This is a genomic window from Pseudooceanicola nanhaiensis (genome assembly GCF_020171315.1).
GTDB lineage: Bacteria > Pseudomonadota > Alphaproteobacteria > Rhodobacterales > Rhodobacteraceae > Pseudooceanicola > Pseudooceanicola nanhaiensis_A.
Map to the genome: position 1 here is coordinate 774,579 of NZ_JAIUZP010000001.1, position 25,749 is coordinate 800,327.

Annotated in this window: 28 protein-coding genes; 22 read left to right on the top strand and 6 right to left on the bottom strand. The window is 67.4% G+C overall.

Going from position 1 to position 25,749, the window contains the following annotated elements:
• Window positions 1-132: 132 nt before the first annotated feature.
• Window positions 133-1,440 (top strand): short-chain fatty acid transporter, encoded by a 1,308-nt coding sequence (locus tag LCM32_RS03600; protein ID WP_224819677.1) that lies wholly within the window; start codon window positions 133-135, stop codon window positions 1,438-1,440.
• 154 nt (window positions 1,441-1,594) lie between these two features.
• Here LCM32_RS03600 and LCM32_RS03605 read toward each other — a convergent pair whose 3' ends face one another.
• From LCM32_RS03605 to LCM32_RS03620, 4 genes are read right to left on the bottom strand one after another with little or no spacing between them, the layout of a single operon-like run.
• On the bottom strand, window positions 1,595-3,091 hold the full coding sequence (locus LCM32_RS03605; protein ID WP_224819678.1) for a phosphomannomutase/phosphoglucomutase: 1,497 nt from the start codon (window positions 3,089-3,091) through the stop codon (window positions 1,595-1,597).
• Window positions 3,092-3,116: 25 nt separating this feature from the next.
• Window positions 3,117-3,950, bottom strand: coding sequence for a 3-deoxy-8-phosphooctulonate synthase (kdsA, locus tag LCM32_RS03610; RefSeq protein WP_224819679.1), 834 nt, complete (start codon window positions 3,948-3,950; stop codon window positions 3,117-3,119).
• A 1-nt stretch (window position 3,951) separates the two neighbouring features.
• Window positions 3,952-6,024 (bottom strand): capsule biosynthesis protein, encoded by a 2,073-nt coding sequence (locus tag LCM32_RS03615; protein ID WP_224819680.1) that lies wholly within the window; start codon window positions 6,022-6,024, stop codon window positions 3,952-3,954.
• Window positions 6,002-6,661: an ABC transporter ATP-binding protein gene (locus LCM32_RS03620; protein WP_224819681.1), complete on the bottom strand. Its 660-nt coding sequence runs from the start codon at window positions 6,659-6,661 to the stop codon at window positions 6,002-6,004. The genes LCM32_RS03615 and LCM32_RS03620 overlap by 23 nt, the downstream gene beginning before the upstream one ends.
• A gap of 257 nt (window positions 6,662-6,918) precedes the next feature.
• On the opposite strand from LCM32_RS03620, the gene LCM32_RS03625 reads away from it, so the two are divergent.
• From LCM32_RS03625 to LCM32_RS03635, 3 genes are all read left to right on the top strand, one after another.
• Complete coding sequence (locus LCM32_RS03625; RefSeq protein WP_224819682.1) at window positions 6,919-7,527, top strand: uracil-DNA glycosylase family protein; 609 nt, start codon at window positions 6,919-6,921, stop codon at window positions 7,525-7,527.
• Window positions 7,524-8,339, top strand: a complete 816-nt coding sequence (locus tag LCM32_RS03630; protein WP_224819683.1) for an SseB family protein — start codon at window positions 7,524-7,526, stop codon at window positions 8,337-8,339. Before LCM32_RS03625 ends, LCM32_RS03630 begins: the two co-directional genes overlap by 4 nt.
• Before the next feature lie 183 nt (window positions 8,340-8,522).
• The gene (locus LCM32_RS03635) at window positions 8,523-8,834 is read left to right on the top strand and encodes a hypothetical protein (protein ID WP_224819684.1); all 312 of its coding nucleotides are present in this window, start codon (window positions 8,523-8,525) and stop codon (window positions 8,832-8,834) included.
• Between the two features lie 57 nt (window positions 8,835-8,891).
• Here LCM32_RS03635 and LCM32_RS03640 read toward each other — a convergent pair whose 3' ends face one another.
• A complete protein-coding gene (locus LCM32_RS03640; protein WP_224819685.1) occupies window positions 8,892-9,347 on the bottom strand; it encodes a low molecular weight protein-tyrosine-phosphatase in 456 nt (151 codons plus the stop codon).
• A 41-nt stretch (window positions 9,348-9,388) separates the two neighbouring features.
• Between LCM32_RS03640 and LCM32_RS03645 the strand changes: the two genes are divergently transcribed.
• The 3 genes from LCM32_RS03645 (at window position 9,389) to LCM32_RS03655 (ending at window position 11,520) form a co-directional block, all read left to right on the top strand.
• Window positions 9,389-10,075: an NAD-dependent deacylase gene (locus LCM32_RS03645; RefSeq protein ID WP_224819686.1), complete on the top strand. Its 687-nt coding sequence runs from the start codon at window positions 9,389-9,391 to the stop codon at window positions 10,073-10,075.
• Window positions 10,076-10,162: 87 nt separating this feature from the next.
• Window positions 10,163-11,035 (top strand): 50S ribosomal protein L11 methyltransferase, encoded by an 873-nt coding sequence (locus tag LCM32_RS03650; protein WP_224819687.1) that lies wholly within the window; start codon window positions 10,163-10,165, stop codon window positions 11,033-11,035.
• 125 nt (window positions 11,036-11,160) lie between these two features.
• Window positions 11,161-11,520, top strand: a complete 360-nt coding sequence (locus tag LCM32_RS03655; protein ID WP_224819688.1) for a hypothetical protein — start codon at window positions 11,161-11,163, stop codon at window positions 11,518-11,520.
• 131 nt (window positions 11,521-11,651) lie between these two features.
• Here the strand turns inward: LCM32_RS03655 and LCM32_RS03660 are convergent, their stop codons facing one another.
• On the bottom strand, window positions 11,652-11,861 hold the full coding sequence (locus LCM32_RS03660) for a DUF1127 domain-containing protein (protein ID WP_222489267.1): 210 nt from the start codon (window positions 11,859-11,861) through the stop codon (window positions 11,652-11,654).
• Between the two features lie 421 nt (window positions 11,862-12,282).
• Between LCM32_RS03660 and ruvC the strand changes: the two genes are divergently transcribed.
• The 15 genes from ruvC to LCM32_RS03735 all read left to right on the top strand — a co-directional run bounded on the left by ruvC (window position 12,283) and on the right by LCM32_RS03735 (window position 25,631).
• The gene (gene ruvC, locus LCM32_RS03665) at window positions 12,283-12,777 is read left to right on the top strand and encodes a crossover junction endodeoxyribonuclease RuvC (RefSeq protein WP_224819689.1); all 495 of its coding nucleotides are present in this window, start codon (window positions 12,283-12,285) and stop codon (window positions 12,775-12,777) included.
• Entirely contained in the window at window positions 12,774-13,472 is a 699-nt protein-coding gene (gene ruvA, locus LCM32_RS03670) for a Holliday junction branch migration protein RuvA (protein ID WP_224819690.1), read from the top strand. Before ruvC ends, ruvA begins: the two co-directional genes overlap by 4 nt.
• Before the next feature lie 34 nt (window positions 13,473-13,506).
• Complete coding sequence (ruvB, locus tag LCM32_RS03675) at window positions 13,507-14,535, top strand: Holliday junction branch migration DNA helicase RuvB (protein ID WP_224819691.1); 1,029 nt, start codon at window positions 13,507-13,509, stop codon at window positions 14,533-14,535.
• 3 nt (window positions 14,536-14,538) lie between these two features.
• Entirely contained in the window at window positions 14,539-14,850 is a 312-nt protein-coding gene (locus tag LCM32_RS03680; RefSeq protein WP_224819692.1) for a MazG nucleotide pyrophosphohydrolase domain-containing protein, read from the top strand.
• Window positions 14,847-15,512 carry a hypothetical protein gene (locus tag LCM32_RS03685; protein WP_224819693.1) on the top strand — a complete coding sequence of 222 codons (666 nt, stop codon included), beginning with the start codon at window positions 14,847-14,849 and terminating at the stop codon, window positions 15,510-15,512. Before LCM32_RS03680 ends, LCM32_RS03685 begins: the two co-directional genes overlap by 4 nt.
• Window positions 15,513-15,842: 330 nt before the next feature.
• Entirely contained in the window at window positions 15,843-16,232 is a 390-nt protein-coding gene (gene ybgC / locus LCM32_RS03690) for a tol-pal system-associated acyl-CoA thioesterase (protein ID WP_224819694.1), read from the top strand.
• A gap of 137 nt (window positions 16,233-16,369) precedes the next feature.
• Complete coding sequence (gene tolQ, locus LCM32_RS03695; protein ID WP_224819695.1) at window positions 16,370-17,065, top strand: protein TolQ; 696 nt, start codon at window positions 16,370-16,372, stop codon at window positions 17,063-17,065.
• 3 nt (window positions 17,066-17,068) lie between these two features.
• Window positions 17,069-17,560 (top strand): protein TolR, encoded by a 492-nt coding sequence (gene tolR / locus LCM32_RS03700; protein WP_224819696.1) that lies wholly within the window; start codon window positions 17,069-17,071, stop codon window positions 17,558-17,560.
• A gap of 7 nt (window positions 17,561-17,567) precedes the next feature.
• On the top strand, window positions 17,568-18,797 hold the full coding sequence (locus LCM32_RS03705) for a hypothetical protein (protein WP_224819697.1): 1,230 nt from the start codon (window positions 17,568-17,570) through the stop codon (window positions 18,795-18,797).
• A gap of 53 nt (window positions 18,798-18,850) precedes the next feature.
• Complete coding sequence (tolB, locus tag LCM32_RS03710) at window positions 18,851-20,131, top strand: Tol-Pal system beta propeller repeat protein TolB (protein ID WP_412070659.1); 1,281 nt, start codon at window positions 18,851-18,853, stop codon at window positions 20,129-20,131.
• A gap of 76 nt (window positions 20,132-20,207) precedes the next feature.
• Window positions 20,208-20,738 carry a peptidoglycan-associated lipoprotein Pal gene (pal, locus tag LCM32_RS03715; RefSeq protein ID WP_224819699.1) on the top strand — a complete coding sequence of 177 codons (531 nt, stop codon included), beginning with the start codon at window positions 20,208-20,210 and terminating at the stop codon, window positions 20,736-20,738.
• A 23-nt stretch (window positions 20,739-20,761) separates the two neighbouring features.
• Window positions 20,762-21,610 carry a tol-pal system protein YbgF gene (gene ybgF / locus LCM32_RS03720; RefSeq protein WP_224819700.1) on the top strand — a complete coding sequence of 283 codons (849 nt, stop codon included), beginning with the start codon at window positions 20,762-20,764 and terminating at the stop codon, window positions 21,608-21,610.
• Entirely contained in the window at window positions 21,607-22,860 is a 1,254-nt protein-coding gene (gene tilS, locus LCM32_RS03725) for a tRNA lysidine(34) synthetase TilS (RefSeq protein ID WP_224819701.1), read from the top strand. Before ybgF ends, tilS begins: the two co-directional genes overlap by 4 nt.
• Before the next feature lie 81 nt (window positions 22,861-22,941).
• Window positions 22,942-24,849 (top strand): ATP-dependent zinc metalloprotease FtsH, encoded by a 1,908-nt coding sequence (gene ftsH, locus LCM32_RS03730; protein ID WP_224819702.1) that lies wholly within the window; start codon window positions 22,942-22,944, stop codon window positions 24,847-24,849.
• A gap of 59 nt (window positions 24,850-24,908) precedes the next feature.
• Window positions 24,909-25,631, top strand: a complete 723-nt coding sequence (locus LCM32_RS03735; RefSeq protein ID WP_263618056.1) for a methyltransferase domain-containing protein — start codon at window positions 24,909-24,911, stop codon at window positions 25,629-25,631.
• The last annotated feature ends 118 nt before the right edge of the window (window positions 25,632-25,749 follow it).

Consider the following 25,749-nt stretch of genomic DNA (forward strand, 5'->3'; position numbering starts at 1 on the left):
GCCGGGCCAGAGTGCCCGGCCTTTGTGCACCATTGCATACCTGCATTGACGAGGTTGCACTTTACACCACACAGGCATGCTTCAGGGTGGCCGGGACGAGGCAGGAGACCTCGTCCGCGAGAGGAGCTATCCATGTTGAATTTCATCGCCCGGCCGATGGTCCGGGTCGTGGACCGGTACCTGCCGGATCCCTATATCTTCGTCATCATCCTGACCGTCGTCGTCATGGCCGCGGCCATGCTCTTCGAGGGCCATTCGCCCATGGCCGTGGCCACCATGTGGGGCGACGGCTTCTGGGCCCTGCTGCAATTCGCCATGCAGATGGTTCTGGTGCTGGTCACCGGCTACATGATGGCCTCCACCCCGCTGGTGCGGAAGGGGCTGGCCAAGCTGGCCGGGCTGACCAGCAGCGCCGGCGGTGCGATCCTGCTGGTGAGCGTCGTCTCGCTGGCGGCGAGCTGGATCAACTGGGGCTTCGGCCTCGTGGTGGGGGCGCTCTTTGCCAAGGAGATCGCCAAGCAGGTGCGCGTCGATTACCGGCTGCTGATCGCCTCGGCCTATTCCGGCTTCATCGTCTGGCACGGTGGCCTCGCGGGGTCGGTCCCGCTGGCGATCGCCACGGCGGGCCATCCCTTCGAGGCGCAGATCGGCGTGATCGGCACCTCGCAGACGATCTTCTCCTTCTTCAACCTCGCCATCGTCGTGGCGCTCTTCATCGTGGTGCCGCTGGTGAACCGGATGATGCTGCCCTCCGAGGCGGACAGCGTCTTTGTCGATCCGGCGCTGCTGGAGGAGAAAGAGGTGAAACAGCCCGAGGTGATGACCCCGGCCGAGCGGCTGCAGAACTCGATGATCCTGACCGGGCTGATCGGCCTCGCGGGCGTGGCCTACCTGATCCAGTACTTCCTCGGCGGCGGCACCCTGACGCTGAACATCGTGAACTTCCTCTTCCTGATCGTGGCGATCATCCTGCACGGCACCCCGCGCAACCTGCTGGCCGCACTGGAAGAAGGGGTGAAGGGCGCCTCGGGCATCGTGATCCAGTTCCCGTTCTACGCGGGCATCATGGCGATCATGGTGAAATCGGGCCTCGCGGCCTCGGTCTCGGAATGGCTGGTCTCGCTGGCCTCGCCGGGCAGCTTCCCCTTCTTCGCCTTCATCAGCGCGGGGATCGTGAACTTCTTCGTCCCCTCGGGCGGCGGACAATGGGCGGTGCAGGCGCCGGTGATCCTGCCCGCAGCCGAGGCGCTTGGCGTCGATGCGGCGCGCGCGGCCATGGCCGTGGCCTGGGGCGATGCCTGGACCAACATGGTGCAGCCCTTCTGGGCGCTGCCGATCCTCGGCATCGCGGGGCTGAAGGCCAAGGACATCATGGGCTTCTGCACGCTGCACCTGATCCTGTCCGGCGCGATCATCGCCCTGGGGCTGACGTTCCTGTGACCCTGCGGGCGGGGAGGGGGCGCTGCCCCCTCTTGGCCTGCGGCCAATTCACCCCCGGGATATTTTCGGCAAGAAAATGGATCGGGGGGAGGCGCTGAAAATGGAAAAGGCCGCCCCGGGGGGCGGCCTTTGCGTTTCTGGGTCGGGGCGGGGATCAGAAGGTCTGATCGTAATCGCCGACGGCGGGTTCGGTGCGGATCACGTCGTCGATCTCCTTGAAGATCGCGCGCAGTTCCTCTTCGCTTTCCGAGCTTTCGCAGACCACGACGAGGTTCGGCGTGTTCGAGGAGGCCCGCACAAGGCCCCAGGAGCCGTTGTCGAGGATGACGCGGGCGCCGTTCACGGTGACCACTTCCTTGATCGCGCGGCCGGCGAAGCTGTCCCCGGCCTCACCCTTGGCGACGAGTTTCTGCACGAGGCGCTCGAGGATGTCGTATTTCTCGGTATCCGCGGCATAGGGCGACATGGTCGGCGTCGACCAGGTCTTGGGCAGGGCCTTGCGCAGGTCCGACATCTGCATGTCGGGGTTGCGGTCCATCAGTTTGCAGATCTCGACCGCGACGCGCATGCCGTCGTCATAGCCACGGCCCACCGGCTCGGCCATGAAGTAGTGGCCCGACTTCTCGAAGCCCGCCAGTGCACCCAGCTCGTGCACGCGGCGCTTCATGTGGGAGTGGCCGGTCTTCCAGTAGTCCGCCTTGACGCCATTCGCCTTCAGCTCGGGGTCGGAGGCGAAGAGGCCGGTGGATTTCACGTCCGCCACGAAGGTCGAGCCGGGGTAGAGCTTGGAGAGGTCGCGGGCCATGATGACACCGACCTTGTCGGCGAAGATTTCCTCGCCCTCGTCGTCCACCACGCCGCAGCGGTCGCCGTCGCCGTCGAAGCCGAGGGCAAAGTCCGCACCGGAGGCCTTCACGCTGTCGGCCATGTCATGGAGCATCTCCATGGCCTCGGGGTTCGGGTTGTAGTTCGGGAAGGTGTAATCGAGCGTGTTGTGGCTCTCGACGACCTCGACGCCGAGGCGTTCGAAGAGCGCCGGCGCATAGGCGGCGGCGGTGCCGTTGCCGGTGGCGCAGACGACCTTCAGCTTGCGGGTCATTTTGAAGTCACCGACGAGGTCGTCCATATAGGCATCCCAGACGCCTTCGACGAATTCGTAGGAGCCGCCCTCGCGGGCCTCGCCCTTGCCTTCCAGCACGATGTCTTTCAGCTCGCCCATCTCGTCCGGGCCGTGGGTCAGGGGCATGTCGAAGCCCATCTTCACGCCGGTCCAGCCGTTCGGGTTGTGCGAGGCGGTGACCATGGCCACGGCGCAGCCGCCGAGGTGGAACGAGGAGAAATAGGCCATCGGCGTGATGCAGGGGCCGATGTCCTTCACCTTGATGCCGGCCTGCATGAGGCCGAGGATCAGGGCGTTCTTGATCGCGAGGGAATAATCCCGGTAGTCGTTTCCGACCGCGATGACCGGCGCGACGCCGCGCTTGATCATCTGGGTGCCGAGGCCGAGGCCAAGGGCGGTCATGCCGGGCAGGTTGATCTCTTCGGGGTATTTCCAGCGGGCGTCATATTCCCGGAAGCCCGTCGGCTTGATCATCGGATCGCGCAGGAATTCCCAGGTGTTCGGCGTCACGTCGGCAATGGGTTTCGTCACTTCTGTCTCGCTTCAATGTTTTCTTTTACAAACGGATCGGATCCGCCTTGGCCAGACGGTCGAAGGCCATCAGGCTGGCGATGAGTTTGTCCATCTCATGTAACGGGATCATGTTCGGCCCGTCGCTCGGCGCGTTGTCGGGATCCTCGTGGGTCTCGATGAAAACCGCGGCGATGCCCAGAGAAACGGCAGCCCGCGCCATGACGGGCGCGAATTCGCGCTGTCCGCCGGAAGAGCCGCCCTTGCCGCCGGGCTGCTGAACGGAATGCGTCGCGTCCATCACCACCGGGTAGCCGGTCTGCGCCATCTGGGGCAGGCCGCGCATGTCGGCGACGAGGGTATTGTAGCCGAAGGAGGTGCCGCGTTCGGTCAGCAGGATGCGTTCGTTGCCGGTGGAGGCGATCTTGGCCGCCACGTTGGGCATGTCCCACGGCGCGAGGAACTGCCCCTTCTTGACGTTGATCGCGGCCCCGGTTTCGCCCGCGGCGAGCAGCAGGTCGGTCTGGCGGCAGAGGAAGGCGGGGATCTGCATCACGTCCACGACCGACGCCACGGGGGCGCATTGCGCCTCGCTGTGGATGTCGGTCAGGACGGGGACGCCGAACTTTTCCTTCACGCCCGCGAGGACCTCGAGGCCCTTGTCCATGCCAAGCCCGCGCTTGCCCGAAAGCGAGGTGCGGTTGGCCTTGTCATAGGAGCCCTTGAAGATGAACTGCGCGCCGTGGGCCGCGCAGATGTCCTTCATGGTGCCTGCGATCATATGGGCGTGGTCTGCGCTTTCCAGCTGGCAGGGGCCCGCGATCACTGTCAGCGGGGCGTCGTTGCCCACCGAGAGCGCGCCAATCTCTACTGTTTTCATATCAGGAGGATACCTGTTCCCTCAGAATCGATGCCGTGAGCGAGATCATCAGGTAAATCCCGGAAAAGATCAAAAACGCCAGAACGGTGTTTTCGAACGCCCTCGGATAGGAGGGGTCTTCCGGGGGGACCGGACGCACGCTGGTGGTGAGGTAGCGCACCTGACGGTTCGCTTCCAGTTCCGTCTGCTTCTCGTTCTGGAGCGCCGATTGCAGGAACAGGTCCGCGGTGGCCAGATCCGCCTGTGCCATCTGGATTCGCGCCGCTTTCTCGGCAAGCGAAGAGTCGCCGGTGGTGGCGTCGGTCATCTTGGCGTTGAGGTCGTCAAGCATGCCCTGCAGCCGGTCCACGTCCCCGCGCGCGCCCTCGACCCGGGCCGAGTTCGGCCGCGCGTTGTCGAGCAGCGCCTGCAGTTGCAGCTGCTTCTCCTGAAGCTGGACCTCGATATTGTTGATCTGCGCCCGCAGGCCCGCGATGATCCCCTCCGGGTCCACGACAGAGCCTTCCTGCAACTGGACCAGCGCCTCCTGCGCCTCCCGGCGTTCGGCCTTGGCCCGTTCGAGGCTTTCGCGCGCGGTGGCCATGCCGTCCTCGCGCTTGCGGCGGCTGAGTTCGTCGACGCGGTCCTCGGCATAGCCGATCAGCGCTTCAGAGAATTGCGAGGCCACGGTGGGATCGGCGGCGACCACCTCCATGCGGATGACGCCCTCGGTCGGGTCGTAGCCGATCTTCACGTCCTTCTTGTAGACCTTGTAGGCCTCCTCGTTCGAGGGATCGGGGCTCAGGCGCTGGATCGGGTCGATCCAGGGCTGGCTGAAGTGGCTCTTGAAGCCGACATCCCGGTCCAGCCGGACCATGGCGTCCTTGGACTGGAGGTAGGATTGCACCGCGATGCTGTCCTGGTTCGTGGCGAACTGGGTGCCGGAGAGCAGCCCGCCGAGGCCGCCGCCACCCTGGTTGTCGGCCTGAAGGATCAGGAACTCGGACTTGGCGGCATACATCGGCGTGGCGACGCCGTAGAAATACCAGCCCGCGAGGATCGTGGGCGCGAAGACGAAGAAGGCGAGCCGGGTGAAGAGCAGGGCCGTCCGGCGGCGGCGGCGCTTGGCGATGTCCTTCTGGATCTCGCCGATCTCGCGCATGCGGCGCTGCATGGGCGAAGCAACCTCGGTCGAGGGCAGGAACTGGGCGTCCTGCTTGCCGGCCTCGACGGTCTGGGGCAGTTGCACCCGCGGCTCGGTGGGTTCGTCCTTCGGCTGGCCGTTGTTGACCACGAGGTCCAGCATGTTGGTGCGCGAGAACGGGTCGATCCCGCGGGCGCGCAGCTGGCGCACCGCGTCGAAGTCCGAGGTCGCGGCGAGGCCATGCTTCTGGGCCACGCGCCGGGCCATGCGCAGCTGGCGGCCGGTGAGGCCTTCCTTGCGGATCGTGTCGATGTCCTGCTCGACCTTCACCCCGTGGGCCGAGGTCACCTCGCCATCCCGGGGCGGCGTGGCCGGGCGGGCGGCGGGCTTGGCGGGTTGCGTTCCCGGGGTGGCGGGCTGCGGACGGGCGGCCTGCGCGGCGGGGCGCGTGGGCTGGACCGGAGCCTGTGCGGTGGCCTGCGGTGTGGGGGGCGTTTGCGCCTGAGCCTGAGCCTGAGCCGGGGTCAGACGGCGCACTTGCACCGTCGCCGGGCGGACGGGCTGGCTGGGGGCCGCAGGTGTCGCGGGCGCCGCGGGGCGCGGAGGCACGGCGGCGCGGGGCGTCCCTGCCGGGGCCTCGGGTGCCTTGGCCTCGGCCGGCGGGGCGGGCTGTTCCGAGGGCGGCGCCTTTGCGGCGGCGGGCGGGGTCTTCGTCGCCTTCGCCGTCTCGGCCCGTTTCATCAGCGCGGCCCGCAGCTCCACCGGAGAGGCGGGGCGGTTCGAGGCGGGTTTCGCCTCACCGGCCGGAGGGGTCTCCACAACGGCCTCTGCGGTGCTCTCCGGCTCGATCGGCGGGATCTGGGGCGCCTCGGCGGCACCGGGCTTGGCGCTGCCTTCGGACATCTCGCCACGGCGGAGACGGAATTTCTTAGCCTTGGGTTTCGTAGTCATAGAGTTGCTTCGCTTCTTCCAAGGTGTCGAACATATGCAATTGGCCGTTCATGAGAACAGCGGCCTCGCTGGCGAATTTCTGCAGGACCTGCGGCTGGTGCGAGACGATGACCACGGTGGTCGTCGCCAGCCGCTCGCGCAGGATTTCCCCGGCCTTGCGGTTGAACTCCACGTCGGTGGAGGAGGGCATCCCCTCATCGATCAGGTACATGTCAAAGTCGAGCGCCAGCATCAGGGCAAAGCTGAACCGCGCCCGCATGCCCTGCGAATAGGTGCCGATCGGCTGCTCGAAGTAATCGCCGAGGTTGCACATCCAGCGGCAGAAGGCCTCGACGTAATCCGGGTCCAGCCCGTAGAGCCGCGCGATGTAGCGCGAGTTCTCGAAGGCGGAGTGGCGCGAGATGACGCCGCCCATGAAGCCGAGGGGGAAGGAGATCTTGCACATCCGGTGGATATGTCCCTCGTCGGGTTTCTCCAGCCCGGCCATCATGTTGATCAGGGTCGTCTTGCCGGTGCCGTTGGGCGCCAGAATGCCGAGCGAACGGCCAAGCTCGACCCGGAACGAGACCTGGTCGAGGATCACCTTGCGCTGTTTGCCTGTCCAGAAGGACTTGCTGACGTTCTCGAATTCGAGCATTCGACGCTCCGGCTCTACCCTGCGTCCCCTTTGGCGAGGATCTGCTGTGGCTGCCCCATGGCACCTATTATGCGGCAGGAGTGTGCCGTATGCCAAGTTATCGCGGCGAAATTGTGGCTTGGTTAACCAAAGACCGCAGCAATCCTGTGACATCTCGGGGATTGTTTCGCCGGCCGGGGGCTCTTGCGCAGGTTGCCGGGGGCCTTGCGCCCGGTGCCCGCGCTTGACCTGCTGCCGCGCCGGTGCAACCTGACGCCATGCCAGATGACAGCCCTGCTCTCGTGCCCCCGCTGGTGGAGGAGATCCGCGCCTGCCGCGCCTGTGCGGCGCGGTTTGCCGCAACGCGTACCGCCCACCGGGCGCGTCCGGTGGTCTGGTTCCGGCCCGGGGCGCGGCTGCTGGTGGCGGGACAGGCGCCGGGGATGCGGGTGCATGAAAGCGGCAGGCCCTTCGACGACCGCTCCGGCGACCGGCTGCGGGACTGGATGGGGATCGACCGCGACACCTTCTATGACCTGACGCGGGTGGCGGTGGTGCCGATGGCCTTCTGCTTCCCGGGCTATGACGCCAAGGGATCGGACCTGCCGCCGCCGCCGGTCTGTGCCGATCTTTGGCACGAGAGGGTCATGGCCGCGCTGCCGGGCCTCCGGCTGAAACTGCTGATCGGGGGCCATGCGCATCGCTGGCACCTTGGCGGGCGGATGGGGGTGACGGAGCGTGTCATGGGCTGGCGCGACCATCTGCCGGACGTCCTGCCCTTGCCTCATCCGTCGTGGCGCAATACGGCTTGGCTTCGCAGAAACCCATGGTTCGAGGACGCGCTGCTGCCCGTCCTGCGGCAGAAAGTGCAGGAGGCGCTGCAATGACAGACACACCCGAGGCAGAGCTGACCCCGCTGGATCAGGCCCATGCCGCGATGGAGGCCGCCCCCGAGGACGACGCCGCGCGGCTGCGATTCTACGAGCGGCTGGCCGACAACGAGCTGTTCCTGATGCTGACCGAGGAGGCCAAGCCCGAAACCGTCAGCCCGCATATCTTCGACCTCGGCGAGGGTGAGCAGGTGGCGCTGGTCTTCGACCGCGAGGAACGGCTCTCGGCCTTCAGCCCGGTGCCGGTGCCCTACGTCGCGTTGTCGGGCCGGGTGATCGCCGCGGCGCTTGCGGGGCAGGGGATCGGTCTGGGGGTGAACCTCGGCGTGGCGCCTTCCTCGATCCTGCTGCCACCCGAGGCGCTCGGCTGGCTGTCCGAGACGCTGGGCCATGCGCCCGACGAGATGGAGGCCCGGATCGCCGAGGTCCATGCCCCGGGCAAGCTGCCCGAGGTGCTGCTGCAGGGGCTCGACGTGAAGCTGGCGATGGCGGCGGGCCTTGCGGTCTCCGCCGTGCTGGCCGAGGTCGTCTATGACAGCGGTGCGCGCGGCCACATGCTGGGCTTCATCGACGTGAAAGACGGGGCCGAGGCGCCGCTGGCCAAGGCCGCGGGCGAGGCGCTCGCCTTCTCTGGCATCGACGCGGGCTGGATGGATGTGGGCTTCTTCGCGGCCGAATCCTCTGTCGGTGCGGCACTGCTGCGGCGTGGGCTGAAGGTCGATCTGCCCGAGCCCGAGGTCCAGTCACCCGCCCGGGTGGAACGCATCGCCCCCGGCTCTGACCCCGACAAGCCGCCGATCCTGCGCTAAAAGCTGAGGAGTCCGCTCTGCCGTCCCACAAGCGATTGTGGGGCGCTTGGCCTGCTGACAATTCTGTCAGATTTTCACGCCGCGCGTTGAAAAAAGACTGGAAATACGGTAAGAAGCGACCAGTTCCTAAAGTGGGGCGGGACCGGGGAAAACATCCGGGCCGCAGTCGAGCAGAGGCAGAAAATGAACAAGACCATCCTGGGGGCCGCCGTTCTGGCGATGACCCTCGCCAACGTCGCTACATCCGCAAACGCCGGTCCGATCAGCCGGGCCTGCATGAGCTCCGACCGGGGCGCCCGGTCGTCGGGGCTGTGCAGCTGCATCCAGAAGGTCGCCAACAAGACCCTGAACTGGACCGATCAGCGCGAAGCGGCCAAGTTCTTCCGTGAACCGCAGCGGGCGCAGGATGTGCGCATGTCCACGACCGCGCGCGACAACGAGTTCTGGTCGCGCTACAAGACCTTCGGCGAGGCCGCCGAGCGCACCTGCAGCTGATCCGACGACGCCCCCGCCCCGGGGGCGTTTTCATGTCCGGGGTCCGTTGCGCCGCGCTCAGAGAGACGTGAGCAGCCCACGTGCGGCGGCTTCGATCAGATCCAGCGCGCCATCGAAGTCGCGCGTGTAATAGGGATCGGGCACCGCGGTGACGCCGGTCTGGGGCGCGTACTCCATGAAGAGCCGCAGCGCCGCGCCGGTGCCGGGATCGAGCGCGCGCAGATCCGCGAGGTTCTTCTCGTCCATGGCGAGGATCAGGTCGAAGTCCTTGAAATCCTGCACCTTCACCTGCCGTGCGCGCAGCGACGACAGGTCGTAGCCGCGCTGTTTCGCGGCCCGTTGCATATGGCCATAAGGCGGCTCGCCCACGTGCCAGTTCCCCGTGCCCGCACTGTCGAGCTCCAGCGCCCGGCCCTCGGCCATGCGCTGGACGACACCCTCCGCCGCCGGAGAGCGGCAGATGTTTCCGAGGCAGACGAAGAGGATGCGGGGTGGTTTTGCGGGATCGGACATGATGTTGTGATAGGGCAGCACCAGCGTGGGGAAAAGACCTGATGGAGAAGATCGTCATTCTGACCGGGGCAGGGATCTCGGCGGAAAGCGGGCTCGGCACCTTCCGGGGGGCGGGGGGCCTGTGGGAAAACCACCGGGTCGAGGACGTGGCCACGCCCGAAGCCTTTGCTCGCGATCCCGCGCTTGTGACCACCTTCTATAACCAGCGCCGCGCCGGCGCCGCGTCGGCAAAGCCCAACGCGGCCCATGCGGCGCTCGCCCGGTTGCAGGCGGAGTATGACGGTGAGGTCGTCATCGTGACGCAGAATGTCGACGGGCTGCACGAGGCGGCCGGGGCGACGGTTCTGCACATGCACGGCCAGCTGGATCAGGCGCTCTGTGCCGGATGCGGGCATCGCTGGCCCGCGCCGATGGAGATGGCGGTGGGCGAGGTCTGCCCGGCCTGCAAGGGCCCGCACGGGCGGCCCGACATCGTCTGGTTCGGCGAGATGCCCTATGACATGGACGAGATCTTTGGCCATCTGGTGAGCTGCGGCCTCTTCGCGGCGATCGGCACCTCGGGGCAGGTCTACCCGGCCGCGGGCTTCGTGCAGGAGGCCGATGCCGCGGGCGCCCACACGGTCGAGCTGAACCTCGATCCCTCATCGGTGGTGTCGCAATTCGCCGAGACCCGCTTTGGCCCGGCGACGCAGACCGTCCCTGCATGGGTGGCGGGACTGCTGTCCTGATACGGGCAGGACAGCCCCGCCAATGCGCAGGCCCTTGACCTTAAGGCCCGTGCCGCCTAACCGGGCCGAAACCCGCAGGAGCACGCCATGACCACCTTCACCGCTTTCACCACCCTTCCCGGCAAGGCCCAGGCCGAGGGCCTCGGCGAAGCCATGGAGCGTCTGGAGCCGGAACCCTATGGCGTCGGTGTCTTCGAGCTGGAGGATGACTCGGGTCTCTGGGAAGTTGGTGGCTATTTCACCGATGCGCCCGACGAGGCCGGTCTGGCCGTGCTGGCCGCCGCCTTCGGCGCCAAGCCCTTCGCCGTGTCCGAACTTCCGGAAACCGACTGGGTCGCCAAGGTGAAGCGCGAACTGGCGCCGGTGCAGGCGGGCCGCTTCTTTCTCTATGGCTCCCACGACGCCGACAAGGTGCCCGAGGGCGTCGAGCCGCTGCTGATCGAGGCCGCCATGGCCTTCGGCACCGGGCACCATGGCACGACGCTGGGCTGCCTGCGCGCGCTCGACCGGCTGGCGACGGAAGGCTTCTCGACCGACCGCACCGCCGACATCGGCTGCGGCACCGCCGTGCTGGCCATGGCCGCCGCGCGGATCTGGCCCGGGGTGCCGATGGCCTCCGACATTGACCCGGTGGCCGTGGAAGTGGCCGAGGCGAACCTCGCGGCCAACGACATGGCCGGCACCGTGACCTGCCTCGAGGCCACCGGCTTTGACCATCCGCAGATCGCGGCCGGCGCGCCCTATGGCCTGATCTTCGCCAATATCCTCAAGGGCCCGCTGGTGGAACTGGCGCCCGACCTCTCGGCCCATCTGGCGCCCGGCGGTCACGCGATCCTCTCGGGCATCCTGAACGAGCAGGCGGAAGAGGTGAAAGCGGCCTATGGGGCGCAGGGCTGTGCGCTGCACTTCGAGGAAGTCATCGGCGACTGGACCACGCTGACCCTGACCAAGGCGGCCTGATCCGCCGCCCGGCCCGGGCGTGGCCTGACGCTGATCCGATTCAGGGCCCGGGCAATCCCTATTTTGGCCGCAATCGTCGCCGATAAAGCCCCCTGACCGGTGGGGGCCGGCTCGAAGAGGTCAAAATGGGTAGCGTCAAGACAACGCGCTCCTTCGAGGAGCGCATCCGGTCCATCGACCGGAACCGCCAGACAATGGATGCCAACGGCTATCGTGCGGTCATGGGCCGGGACGGGCTGTTGCAGATGAAGGCCAAGCGGCGCATGCCGCGGCTTATGCTGCCGCTGCGGCTTCTGCTTGCGGCGGCGATCATGGTCACCGTCTTCAAGGTGTTCCTGCTGCTGCGGCTGGGGGAGGGGGAGTATCTTGCTCATCTCGACAGCCTGCACGCGGGCGGCATCGTCGAACGGGCCGGGGCCTGGGTGATGCAGGCGGATGTGGTCACGCTCTGGCTTGCGCAGCTGTTCGCGCCCATCGTGGGCTGATCCCTCGGCACATCCCAAGGCTGAGACATCAAAAAAGCCGCGTCCCTAGTGGGCGCGGCTTTTTCGGGTCCGGCGGGCCATCTGAAGTGGCGCTATCCGGAAATCTGCCTGTCGGTCCTGCGGACAGACCATCAGCGGAAAACGCTGACGCGGTCGATGTCGCCGCGGGTCAGGCCGATATCGTCGAGTTCACGATCCGAGAGCTTCGACAGGGCGTTGCGGGTCACGCGGGCGTCGTTCCAGTCGGAGATTGCGGCGAGCAGCGTCGAGATGGCGCGGCCCATGCGGCCATAGAGGGCAGCGGAGTCGGTTTTCGGGGCGGCGATGTAGAAGGCACCCATGGTGTCAGTCCTTGTGTATACGGGTTGATCTTTTGTCTGAGCGGCAAATATTTCGAGCATGCACAAAAAACAAGCGGAGGCTTTTGCAAAGCCCCGTTGCGTTTTGTGCATAGCTAAATTCTGATATAAACACCTGAAAAAGTTATGAAAACTTTGTGCGATCTGGATGAACTTCGTGTCGCAAAACCGTTGCAAGGGGTCGCTCTGACCGGGGCGCACGCAAGATTTCACCAGATTTGAGCGGGAAATGAAGGAAATTTGCTTGACAGGCTTTGTGTCGCATCGGGCTTGGCGCGTGTTCTCCTTTCGTGCTACTTCTGGCGGAGAGCAAACAAGATGTTGCGGATCTGCCGCAGTCCGGCACGGGCCGGGCGCGGGATCGGCGGCGCAGAAGCCGGAATCGGCGGGCAGGGCAGGTGCGATGCGTGTGATGGGAATCGATCCCGGTCTCAGGAACATGGGCTGGGGCATGATCGAGATGGACGGCAGCCGCCTGCGCCACCTCGGAAACGGCATCTGTCACGGCGAGGGGGGCGAGATGGCCCAGCGTCTGCATGCGCTGCATATCGGCCTGACCGCCGTCATCGCGGAGTACCAGCCCGAGGCGGTCGCGATCGAGAATGTCTTCGTCAACAAGGACGCCGTGGGGACGCTGAAGCTGGGGCAGGCGCGGGGCATCGCGCTGCTGGTCACGGCGCAGGCCGGGCTGCCGGTGGGCGAATACGCCCCCAACGCGGTCAAGAAATCCGTGGTCGGCGTCGGCCACGCCCAGAAGGAACAGGTGGCCCATATGGTCAAGGTGCAGCTACCCGGCGTTCAGCTGGCCGGTCCCGACGCGGCGGATGCGCTCGCCATCGCGATCTGTCACGCGCATCACCTCGGCTCGGCCCGGGCGACGCTGAGGATCCGCGCATGATCGGGCGGATTGCCGGGCGGCTGGATTACCGCGCCGACGATCACGTGCTGATCGACGTGAAGGGCGTGGGCTACCTCGTCTATTGTTCCGACCGCACCATGGCCGCCCTGCCGGGACCGGGGGAGGCGGTGGCGCTCTATACCGATCTGCTGGTGCGCGAGGACCTGTTGCAGCTTTTCGGCTTCCCCACGCTAGTGGAGAAGGAGTGGCACCGGCTGTTGATGACGGTGCAGGGGGTGGGCGCGAAAGCCTCGCTCGCCATCCTCGGCACGCTGGGGGCGGAAGGCGTCAGCCGTGCCATTGCGCTTGGCGATGCCAATGCGATCAAGGCGGCCAAGGGCATCGGCCCCAAGACCGCGCAGCGCGTGGTGATCGAGTTGAAGGACAAGGCGCCCTCGGTCATGGCGCTTGCCGGGCGTGGTGCTGCCGCCGCACCCGCGATGCCGGATGCGGACGACATGGTGATCGAACCCGCCGAACCCGCGACGGCGAAGCCCGCGCGCAAACCTGCCGCGCCCTCGGCGGCGCAGGCCTCTGCCGCGGCGCAGTCCGAGGCCCTGTCGGCGCTCTCCAATCTGGGCTATGCCCCGTCCGAGGCGGCCGCCGCCGTGGCGCAGGCCGCGCAGGAAAACGAGGGCGCCGACACCTCGGCCCTGATCCGCGCCGCACTGCGCCTGCTGGCGCCGAAGCAATGAGCGCAGGCCGCATAAGCGCCCGCAGGAGAGCAAGATGACCGAGTCCGACCCGACGCTGCGCCCCGAGAGGCTGCCCGAGGACGACGGACGCGCCCTGCGCCCGCAGGGTCTGGACGAGTTCATCGGTCAGGCCGAGGCGCGCGCCAACCTCAAGGTCTTCATCCAGTCCGCCAAGCAGCGCGGCGAGGCGATGGATCACACGCTCTTCCACGGGCCGCCGGGCCTCGGCAAGACGACGCTGGCGCAGATCATGGCGCGCGAACTGGGGGTGAACTTCCGCATGACCTCCGGCCCGGTGCTGGCCCGCGCGGGCGACCTGGCGGCGATCCTCACCAACCTCGAGGCGCGCGACGTCCTCTTCATCGACGAGATCCACCGGCTGAACCCGGCGGTGGAAGAGGTGCTCTACCCCGCGATGGAGGATTTCGAGCTCGACCTCGTCATTGGCGAGGGCCCCGCCGCGCGCACCGTCCGGATCGAGTTGCAGCCCTTCACGCTGGTGGGGGCGACCACGCGGCTTGGCCTGCTGACCACGCCGCTGCGCGACCGTTTCGGCATTCCGACGCGGCTTCAGTTCTACACGGTGGACGAGTTGCACGAGATCGTCACCCGCAACGCCCGCCTGCTGGGGGCGCCCGCGGATGAGCAGGGCGCCCATGAAATCGCCCGCCGCGCCCGGGGCACGCCCCGGATCGCGGGCCGCCTGCTGCGCCGGGTGGTGGATTTCGCCGTGGTCGAGGGCGACGGGCGGATCACCCGGGCCCTGGCCGACAATGCGCTGACCCGTCTGGGGGTTGATCAGCTGGGCCTCGACGGGGCCGACAGACGTTATCTGCGGATGATTGGCGAAGGCTATCAGGGCGGGCCGGTGGGGATCGAGACGCTGGCCGCCGCGCTGTCGGAGAGCCGCGACGCCCTGGAAGAGGTGATCGAGCCCTACCTGCTGCAACAGACGCTGATCCAGCGTACGCCCCGGGGCCGGATGCTGGCACAGCGCGGCTGGCAGCACCTTGGCCTCACGCCGCCGCGCCCGCCGGGGCAGGCGGATTTCTTCGACGGGTAGCCCATGGATATCGCTACGCTCTCCGCCCGCGCCGTCGCGGTAAACCGCCTCTATGTCGAGGCCTTCGGGGTGGAGCGTGACGGGCTCTTCCTCCTCGGCAAGCTCTCGGAAGAGGCGGGCGAGGTGGCGGGCGCCTATCTCAAGCTGCATGGCCGCGCCCGGGGCAGCGATGCGGCGCCCGACGCGCTGCGTGCCGATCTCGCCGCCGAGATGGCGGATTTGCTGGGTTTCCTGCTCTGCCTCGCGGCGGAGGAGGGGGTGGACCTCGCCACGGCTTTCGAGGAGAAGTGGGGCCGCTATCTGGAGGCCCCATGATCGACCCACGCCCGACCCCCGAAGAGGTCACCGCGCTTTTCACCGCCGCTGACGGCAGCTTCCGCTTTGCCCGCTGGGAGCGGCCCATCGTGCCCGTGATCATGGGCGTGGATGACGACAGCCTCCCGGTGCTCAAGGGCGCGATCGAGGCGGTGGTGGCCAGTGCCGGGCACAAGATGTCCGACATGGACCCGGAACTGGGCGTGAACCTGATGGTCTTCTTCCTGCGCGATTGGCAGGAACTGGCCGCGCTGCCCGACCTGCACCACCTGATCCCCGGCCTCGACGATCTGCTGGGGCGGCTGGAGGCGGCGGATGCCAAGCAGTACCGGCTCTTCCGCTTCGAGAAGAACGGCGCGATCCGGGCGGCCTTCGTCTTTGTCCGCCTGACCGGCGAGATGGCCGAGCAACCGGCCGAGACGCTGGCCCTCGACCAGGCGCTGCGCGCGCTGCTGCTCTGGTCCGAGACCGCCTTTGCCGAGCAGAGCCCGCTGGTTGCCGATCCGCAGGGCAACGCGCTGCTGCGGCCCGAGATCGCGGCGGTGCTGGCCTCGGCCTATGATCCGCTGCTGCCCTCCGCCTCCGAGGACCCGAGCCACGCCATGCGGCTGTCGGCGCGGGCGACGCTGAAGCTGGCCTCGGCGGAGTGGAGCGACGACTGAGGACGGCTGAGCGGCGTCGCGCGGGATCGGGCGGGGGGGCGTCTGACCGATATTCGCAGTGCCCTCTGAAGCCGGACGCTACGGCCAGGTGAGACATCGCCCCCTTTGATCGGGGAAACTCTAAACGATGGAAGTGGGAGGGGCGCTGCCCCCGTCGCGTGCCGCGACACCCCCGGAGTATTTTGGGAAAGATGAAGGCTGGGCTTATGGGGGCGGGTTGTTGCAAATCGCCCACCGGACGCGGGCGTCCTGCGCGGGGTGCTTGCGGTGGGCCGCGAGGGATGGTTCCTTGGCCGCAGAGCCGAGCTGAACCAGACGAGGACCCCGCCCATGGCCCATCTCTTCCCGCTGCGCGTCTACTACGAGGACACCGACCTCGCGGGGATCGTCTATTACGCCAACTACCTGAAATTCATCGAAAGAGCCCGGACCGAATGGGTTCGCACCCTTGGCGTGGACCAGACCGCGCTGAAGCGCGAGGAGGGCATCGTCTTTGCGGTCCGCCGGGTCGAGGCGGACTACCTCAGCCCTGCGCATTTCGACGATGAACTGGTGGTCGAGACGACGGCCGAACAGGTCTCGGGCGCGCGGATCGTCCTGCTGCAGGAGGTTAAGCGCGGGGGCGACGTGCTCTTTACCTCGCACGTCACGCTGGTTGCTCTGACAGAGACCGGTCACCCGACCCGTCTGCCGGCAAATATCCGCCTGTTACTGCACTAAACAGCCTGCTCCGGCCCCGGCGCGGGGCCGCCGTCACACGGCAATGTGTTGGCCTTTTGACCGGATATGCGCTAGTTTCGCCGCAAACAGAGCCATAAACGGCCAACGCATAACAGGCCGAAGCAAAGAGCAGGCGGATGGAAGCAGAAACTCTCGCGGCAGCGCAGAGCATGGATTTCTCCATGTGGGCGCTTTTCGCACGTGCGACCCTGACAGTGAAACTGGTGATGATCATGCTGATCGTTGCCTCGTTCTGGTCCTGGTCGATCATTATCCAGAAAATCATCTCCTACCGCGCGGCCCGGCGCGAGGCGGCGCGCTTCGATCGCGCCTTCTGGTCCGGGGAGCCGCTGGACGATCTCTATGACACGATCGGGGCCGATCCTTCGGGCCGGGCGCAGCGTATCTTCGCCGCCGGCATGACGGAGTGGCGCCGGTCCCATCGCGACGATGGCGGGCTGATCGCCGGGGCGCAGGCCCGGATCGACCGCGCCATGGACGTGGCCATCGCCCGCGAGGCCGAAGGGCTTCAGGCCGGTCTGCCGGTGCTGGCCACCGTCGGCTCCGTCACGCCCTTCGTGGGTCTCTTCGGCACGGTCTGGGGGATCATGCATGCCTTCATCGGCATCGCCGAGCAGCAGAATACCAACCTCGCCGTCGTGGCGCCGGGGATCGCCGAGGCGCTTCTCGCCACCGGTCTGGGCCTGCTGGCCGCCATCCCGGCGGTGATCTTCTACAACAAGATCAGCACCGACGCGGACCGGATCATCGGCGGCTACGAGGCCTTTGCCGACGAATTCTCGACCATCCTCTCGCGCCAGCTGGACGCCTGATCCATGGGCGCGGGTGTCATGGCAAAGGGCGGCGGCGGTGGCCGCCGGGGGCGGCGTCACGGGGGCCGTGCGCGCCCGATGGCCGAAATCAACGTCACGCCATTCGTGGACGTGATGCTGGTGCTCTTGATCATCTTCATGGTGGCCGCGCCCCTGATGGTGGTCGGCGTGCCGGTGGAACTGCCCAAGACCGCCGCCGAGGCGCTGCCCGGCGAGCAGGAAGAGCCGCTTTCCGTCACCGTGACCGCGCAGGGCACCGTGATGATCCAGACCACGGAAGTGCCGCGGGACGAGTTGATCGACCGGCTGCGTGCCATTGCGGCTGAACGCGCCTCGGATCGGGTCTACCTGCGGGCGGACGGGTCGGTGCCCTATGCCGAGATCATGCAGGTCATGGGCGCGATGAACCGTGGCGGTTTCAGCAACATCGGCCTCGTGACCGACAGCAACGGCCCGACGCTGGACAGCCCCACCGGGGCCACGGGTTCGAACTGACCTTTCCATGAACACGGGACAGATCATATCCGGCGTGGGCCACGTAGGGCTCATCGGCTGGCTGCTTTTTGGTGGCATCTCGCCCGCGCGTCCGCCCGAGGTGGTGACCGAGGTGTCGGTCGTTACATCGGAGGAATTCGCGCGGCTGTCCGGCGAGACGGCCCCCGAGACCGAGACCGAGGCCCCCACGCCCGAGGGCCCGGCGGAGCCTGCCGTCACGCCTGATCCCGAACCGACCCCGGAACCGGCGGCAGAGCCGGAGCCCGCGCCTGCGCCCGAACCGGAACCCGCGCCAGAACCGGAGCCGGAGCCTACACCGGAACCGGAACCGACCCCCGCGCCCGAGCCGGAGCCCGCCCCGCAGCCGGAACCGCCCCAGCCGGAACCGATGCAGGAGGCCGCGACGCCCGAACCGGCGCCGGAACCCGTCCCCGATCCCACGCCCCCGGCCGCGCCGCGGGTTGCCTCGCGTCCGCAGCCGCGTCCGCAGGTCGATGCCGCGCCCGCCGAGATCGTCCAGCGGGAAACCACGCCCGAGCCCGCCCCCGAGGCGGAGCCCGAACCCGTGCCCGAGCTGGAGGAAACCGCGCCGCCCGAGGCGACGACCGAGATCGTGACCGAGGCCGAGACACCGCAGAACGCCGCGCCGACTACTTCGCTGCGCCCCCAGACCCGTCCGCAGCGCCCTGCCGCGGCGCCGAAGCCCGAGCCGACCCAGACCGCCGAGGCGAAGCCTGAACCGAAGGCCGAGCCCAAGCCGGAGCCGAAACCGGCGCCCAAGCCAGAACCCAAGACCGAGACCAAGCCGCAGAGCAATTCCAACAGCTCCGCCGTGGATGACGCTCTCGCCAAGGCGCTTGCCGGCGGGTCCACGCCCGCCGAAACCCCCGCCGCCCCCCAGCGTCCCGCGGGCCCGCCCATGACGGCGAGCGAACGCGAGGCCCTGCGTGTGGCGGTTTCGTCGTGCTGGAACGTGGGCTCGCTCTCCTCCGAGGCGCTGGGCACCACCGTCGTCGTGTCGATGTCGATGAACGAGAACGGCACGCCGCAGGGCGAGACGATCCGCATGGTGTCGCACAGCGGGGGCGGCGATGCGGCCGCTCGGCAGGCATTCGAGGCCGCGAGGCGGGCAATCATCCGCTGCGGCGCCCAAGGATTTGACCTGCCGCGTGACAAGTACAGTTCGTGGCGTGACATTGAAATGACATTCAACCCGGAGAAGATGCGGTACAAATGAGCAAGATCACCGGACCCCTCACCGGCCTTCTGGCCGCCGCCAGCCTCGCGCTGATGACCCCCGCCGTGGCCACTGCGCAGTCGGGCCCCCTCAGGATCGAGATCACCGACGGCGTGATCGAGCCGATGCCCTACGCGGTGCCCGACTTCGTACCCGAAAGCGGCGCGGCGACCGAGATGGCGCAGCAGCTGGCCCGCGTCGTGGCGGAGGACCTCAGCGGCACGGGGCTGTTCCGGGAAATCCCGGCAAGCGCCCATATCTCGCGGATCACCAGCTTCTCCTCTCCGGTGCAATATGCCGACTGGAAGGCGATCAACGCGCAGGCGCTGATCACCGGCGCCGTGTCCGTGCAGGGCGACCGGGTGACCGTGAAGTTCCGCGTCTATGATGTCTTCTCGGGCAAGGAACTTGGATCGGGCCTGCAATTCGCGGGCACGACCGCCGGCTGGCGCCGCATGGCGCACAAGGTGGCCGATGCGGTCTATTCCCGGATCACGGGCGAGGGCGGCTATTTCGACAGCCGCGTCGTCTACGTGGCCGAGACCGGGCCCAAGGACGACCGCCGCAAGCGTCTGGCGATCATGGATTACGACGGCGCCAACGTGAAATACCTGACCGAGAGCGGCTCCATCGTGCTGGCGCCCCGGTTCTCGCCCACCGGCGACCGGGTGCTCTACACCAGCTACGAGACCGGCTTCCCGCGGATCTACGTGCTCGATGTGGCCAACGTGGGCCGGCGCGAGTTGCAGACCCAGGGCGGCAACATGGCCTTCTCGCCGCGCTTCGCGCCCGATGGGCGGACGGTGCTCTACTCGCTGGAAAGCGGCGGCAACACCGATATCTACGCCCTCGACAGCGCAACGGGGCAGAGCCGCCGCCTGACCGATGCGCCCTCGATCGAGACCGCGCCCAGCTTCTCGCCGGACGGCACGCGGGTGGTCTTCGAAAGCGACCGCTCCGGCAGCCAGCAGCTGTACGTCATGCCGGTCTCAGGCGGCGAGGCCACGCGCATCAGCTTCGGGCAGGGGCGCTATGGCACGCCGGTCTGGTCGCCGCGCGGGGACATGATCGCCTTCACCAAGCAGAGCAAGGGCCGGTTCCACATCGGCGTCATGCGCACCGACGGCTCCGAGGAACGGCTGCTCACGGCCTCGTTCCTTGACGAAAGCCCGACCTGGGCCCCGAATGGACGGGTGATCATGTTCACCCGGGAAACCCAGGGCGCGCAGGGCCAGTCCTCGCTCTATTCCGTCGATATCTCGGGCCGCAATCTCAAGCGCGTGCGGACCGAGGGCGGCGCCTCCGACCCGTCCTGGGGCCCGCTGCAACCGTAACGCCGCTTGCATTCCTTCGGGGCGACTGCTGTGCTAGAATCACCCCGAAAAGCATAAGAACGAGGCACGAGACGACATGAATTTCTCTACAAAAGCGGCACTTCTGCTGGCTGGCCTCTCGCTGGCCGCCTGTACCAACCCTGACCGGTTCGACAGTGCAGACGGCTATGGCAACGGCGCGGGCTACGGCGCCGGGGCAGGGGCCTATGGCGATGGTTCGGCCAGCGATCCCAGCTCGCCCGCCTACTTCCAGCAGACCGTGGGCGACCGCGTGCTCTTCGCTGTCGACCAGTCGACCATCTCTGCCGAGGCGCAGTATACCCTCGACGGTCAGGCCGACTGGCTGATGCGCAACACCGACTACGTGTCGGTGATCGAAGGCCACGCAGACGAACAGGGCACGCGGGAATACAACCTCGCGCTCGGTGCGCGCCGTGCCAATGCGGTGCGTGAATACCTGATCTCGAAAGGCGTCTCTGCCGCCCGGCTCAAGACTGTGAGCTACGGCAAGGAACGCCCGATCGAGATCTGTTCCGAGGAAGCCTGCTATGCCAAGAACCGTCGCGCGGTGACCACCATCGCCGCCGGGGCCATGGGCACCAGCTAAATCATCCAGTCAAGGAGATGTCGATGCGGCCTTTCGCCGGTCTGATCCTCGGGTTTGCCATCGTCCTGTCGCCGGCGCTGCCGGCGGCGGCACAGGACAGGAGCGAGACCCTCGCCGATATCCGTCAGGAAATGTCTGTCCTCTACGTGGAGGTGCAGAAGCTGAAGCGTGAGTTGTCCACCACCGGGGCGAGCGGTGCGCTCAACACCGGGGGCTCGGCGCTCAACCGCATCGACGCGATCGAGAGCGAGCTGCAGCGCCTGACCGGCAAGACCGAGGAGCTGGAGCACCGCATCGACCGCGTGGTGACCGATGGCACCAACCGCATCGGCGACCTCGAATTCCGTCTCGTGGAACTCGAAGGCGGCGATATCTCCAAGCTGGGGCAGACCTCGACGCTCGGCGGCGGTGCCATGCCGGACAGCGGGGGCGGGGCTGCGCCCGCGGTGCCGTCGAACGGCGTGCCCGTGTCGCAGGGGACCGAACTGGCGATTGGCGAAGAGGCGGATTTCCAGCGAGCGTCGGAGGCGCTCGCCAATGGTGACTTTCGCGGCGCCGCGGACCTCCTTGAGACCTTTGGCACGACCTACCCGGGCTCGCCCCTAGAGCCCGAAGCGCGGGTCAAGCGCGGCGAGGCGCTGGAGAAGCTGGGCCAGCCGACCGAGGCCGCGCGCTCCTTCCTCGCGGCCTATACGCTGGCGCCCGACGGGCCGCTGGCGCCCGGCGCGCTCTTCAACGTCGGCCGCCTGCTGGGCCAGCTGGGCAAGGCGCAGGACGCCTGTGTCACGCTGGGGCAGGTCAGCGTCCGCTATCCCGAGGCCGCGGCAGCAACCCGCGCGAACGCGGAGATGCAGTCGCTGGGCTGTTCGTGACGCAGCGCGAAGAGCTGCTGAAAGAAGTCGTCGGCGGGGCTTTCCTGCCGAAGACCCCGGACCGGATCGGCATCGCCGTTTCCGGGGGCGGGGATTCCATGGCGCTCATGGTGATGCTGGCAGAGCTTCAGGCCTGCCTCAGGGCCGAGCTCTTCGCCGTCACCGTGAACCATGGGCTGCGCCCCGAGGCGCGGCAGGAGGCGCTGCTGGTGGCCGAGACCGCCGCGGACCTTGGCATCAAGCATGACATCCTCACGTGGTCGGGCTGGGACGGGCAGGGCAACCTGCAGGACCGGGCCCGGCGTGCGCGCTATGACCTGCTGGCCGACTGGGCGCGGCGCAAGGGCATCCCCGTCATCGCATTGGCCCATACCGCCGACGATCAGGCCGAAACGGTGCTGATGCGGCTGGCAAGGGCCTCGGGCGCGGACGGGCTCTCGGCGATGGCGTCGCGGCGGCGTCTGGACGGCGTCACGCTGGTCCGCCCGATGCTGACGTTGCGTCGCTCCGACCTGCGGGATTTCCTGCGGGCACGCGGGCGGACCTGGGTCGAGGACCCGTCCAATTCCGACAGCCGCTATGAACGGGTCCGCATCCGCGAGGCGATGGCCCTGCTGGAACCGCTGGGGCTGACCGTGCCTGCGCTCTGCAACGTGGCCGACAACCTCTCGTCCATCCGCGAGACGCTGAACTGGTACACGTTCACCGAGGCCCGCGGGCTCGTCGGCTTCGAGGCGGGCGACCTGCTGATCGCGCGGGCCGGGTTCCGCCTGCTGCGCCCCGAGATCGCGCGCCGCCTGCTGCAACGGGCGCTCATGTGGGTGGGCGGTGCCGAATATCCGCCCCGCCGCACCGCCATGCAACTGCTGCAGGAGGCGATTTCGGCGGGCACCGGGATGACCTTGATGGGCTGCCGGATCACCGTGGGGACACGGGCGATCCGCATCTTTCGGGAGCACAATGCCGTCGCACACCTCACCGCGCCTGTGCGCGAGGTCTGGGATGGACGCTGGAAACTGGACGGACCGTGGCCAGATGCTGCCGAGATCGCAGTTTTGGGGGAGGCAGGGCTTGCCGATTGCCCCGCATGGCGCGACACTGGGCTGCCGCGCGCGTCGCTGCTCGCCTCTCCGGCCGTCTGGCGCCGGGGTGTGCTGATCGCAGCGCCGCTGGCGGGACGCGCCGAGGGCTGGACCGCCACCCTCGTGAGGGACACGGAGAGTTACTTTGCCGCGCTGCTCACGGATTGAACCTGACGGCGTGAAGCTTATTTAAACCGGATAGCCCCTGTGATACGAGCCGGGGGCAACCGGAATTTGGGGAGACCTTCCTTGGGCACTGCGAAAAACTTCGCCTTCTGGATCGTGCTGCTGATGCTGATCGTGGCGCTGTTCAATCTCTTCAGCGGGTCGGGCAGCACGATGCAGAGCCGCGAGATCAGCTACTCTGACTTCGTTTCGGCTGTGAACGACGATCGCGTCAGTTCGGCCACGATCGATGGCGAGCAGGTGCGTTACCGGGGGACGGACGGTCAAGACTACGTGACCATCAAGCCGCAGGACAGCGAAGTGACCCAGCTGCTCCTCGACAACAATGTCCCCGTGACCGCCAAGGCGCAGGAAGAAAGCGGCTTCCAGGCGTTCATCATCTCGCTGCTGCCGATCCTTCTGCTGATCGGCGTGTGGATCTATTTCATGAACCGGATGCAGGGCGGCGGCAAAGGCGGGGCCATGGGCTTCGGCAAGTCGCGCGCCAAGCTGCTGACCGAGAAGCACGGCCGCGTCACCTTCGACGATGTCGCCGGCATCGACGAGGCCAAGGAAGAGCTGGAGGAGATCGTCGAATTCCTCCGCAATCCGCAGAAATTCTCGCGTCTCGGCGGCAAGATCCCCAAAGGCGCGCTGCTGGTGGGCCCTCCGGGCACCGGTAAGACGCTGCTGGCGCGTGCGATTGCAGGCGAGGCGGGCGTGCCCTTCTTCACCATCTCGGGCTCCGACTTCGTCGAGATGTTCGTGGGTGTCGGTGCCTCCCGTGTCCGCGACATGTTCGAACAGGCCAAGAAGAACGCCCCCTGCATCGTCTTCATCGACGAGATCGACGCCGTGGGCCGTCACCGTGGCGCAGGCTATGGCGGGGGCAACGACGAGCGTGAGCAGACCCTCAACCAGCTGCTGGTGGAGATGGACGGCTTCGAGGCCAACGAGGGTGTGATCATCCTCGCGGCGACCAACCGTCGTGACGTTCTCGACCCCGCGCTGCTGCGCCCGGGCCGCTTCGACCGTCAAGTCACCGTGCCGAACCCCGACATCAAGGGCCGCGAGAAGATCCTCGGCGTCCATGCCCGCAAGACCCCGCTGGGCCCCGACGTCGATCTGCGCATCATCGCGCGCGGCACCCCGGGCTTCTCCGGTGCGGACCTGTCGAACCTCGTGAACGAGGCCGCGCTGATGGCCGCCCGTGTCGGCCGCCGCTTCGTGACCATGGTTGATTTCGAGAACGCCAAGGACAAGGTCATGATGGGGGCCGAGCGTCGCTCGATGGTCCTCACGCAGGACCAGAAGGAAAAGACCGCCTACCACGAGAGCGGCCACGCCGTCGTCGGCCTGACCCTGCCCAAGTGCGATCCGGTCTACAAGGCGACGATCATCCCCCGTGGCGGTGCCCTCGGCATGGTGGTCTCGCTGCCCGAGATCGACCGCCTGAACTGGCACAAATCCGAGTGCGAGCAAAAGCTGGCCATGACCATGGCGGGCAAGGCCGCCGAGATCATGAAGTACGGCCCTGACGAAGTGTCGAACGGCCCCGCCGGCGACATTCAGCAGGCCTCCAGCCTCGCCCGTGCGATGGTGCTGCGCTGGGGCATGTCGGACAAGGTCGGAAACGTGGACTACGAACAGGCCCACGAAGGCTACATGGGCAACGGTGCCGGCGGCTTCTCCGTCTCGGCCCATACCAAGGAGCTGATCGAGGAAGAGGTGAAGCGCCTCATCGACGAGGCCTACGAGTGGGCCTACAAGATCCTCGAAGAGCAGAAGGACGAGTGGGAGCGCCTCGCGCAGGGCCTGCTGGAATACGAAACCCTGACCGGCGACGAGATCAAGCGCGTCATGAAGGGTGAGCCTCCGCAGAGCCCGGACGAGGATGACAGCTCCGACACCGGCAGCACCTCGGTCACGGCCATCCCCAAGACCAAGCCGCGCGGCAAGCCCGGCGGGATGGAGCCGGAACCCAGCGTCTGATGACCGACACTGCGAAAGATTGGAGTCCCGGGGCCTATGACAGGTTCCGGGACGTTCGTTTGAGGCCCGCGCTGGACCTGATCGCCCGGCTGGAGGCCCCCCGGGGCCCGGTGGTGGACCTCGGCTGCGGCTCCGGCGCCGCCGGTCCTGCCTTGCGGTCGCTTGCAGGAACAGCCCGCCTGATTGGCCTCGACAGTTCGCCCGCGATGCTGTCCAAGGCCGCCGCGACAGAGGCCTACGACCTGTTGGAAGAAGCCGACATCGCCCGCTGGCGGCCGGATGCCGCGCCCGCGCTGATCTTCTCCAATGCCGCGCTGCACTGGCTGGGGGATCATGCCACGCTGCTGCCGCGCCTTGCGGGGCTGCTGGCCCCGGGCGGCACGCTGGCGGTGCAGGTGCCGCATCAGAACAACGCGCCCTCGCACCGGATCTGGCATTCGCTGGTGGAAGAGCATTTCCCCGGTCGCTTCGATCCCGCCACGGCGCCGGGCATCGAACGCCCTGCGACCTATCACGCGATGCTCTCGCCGCTGGGGCAACTCGACCTCTGGGAAGTGGATTACTACCAGGTGCTGCCCAAGGCAGAGGAGGGCCACCCGGTGCGGCTCTTCACCCAGTCGACCTTTGCGCGGCCCGTGCTGGACAGCCTGCCAGAGGACGAGCAGGCCCAACTGATCGCGCTCTACGACGAGGTGATCGAGGCCGCCTATCCGCGCTCGGCCGATGGCTCTGTCCTGTTCCCCTTCCGGCGGCTCTTCTTCACCCTGCGACCTGCTGGCTGACGCTGGCAGGCTGGCCGTGATCCCTTGATGGGCGCAGGCCGGTCCGGGCGCGGCCGGGGGCTGCTGCACGACAGGCCCTAGACCCATCCGGAGCCGGACGGCCGCTCGTCCTAAGGCG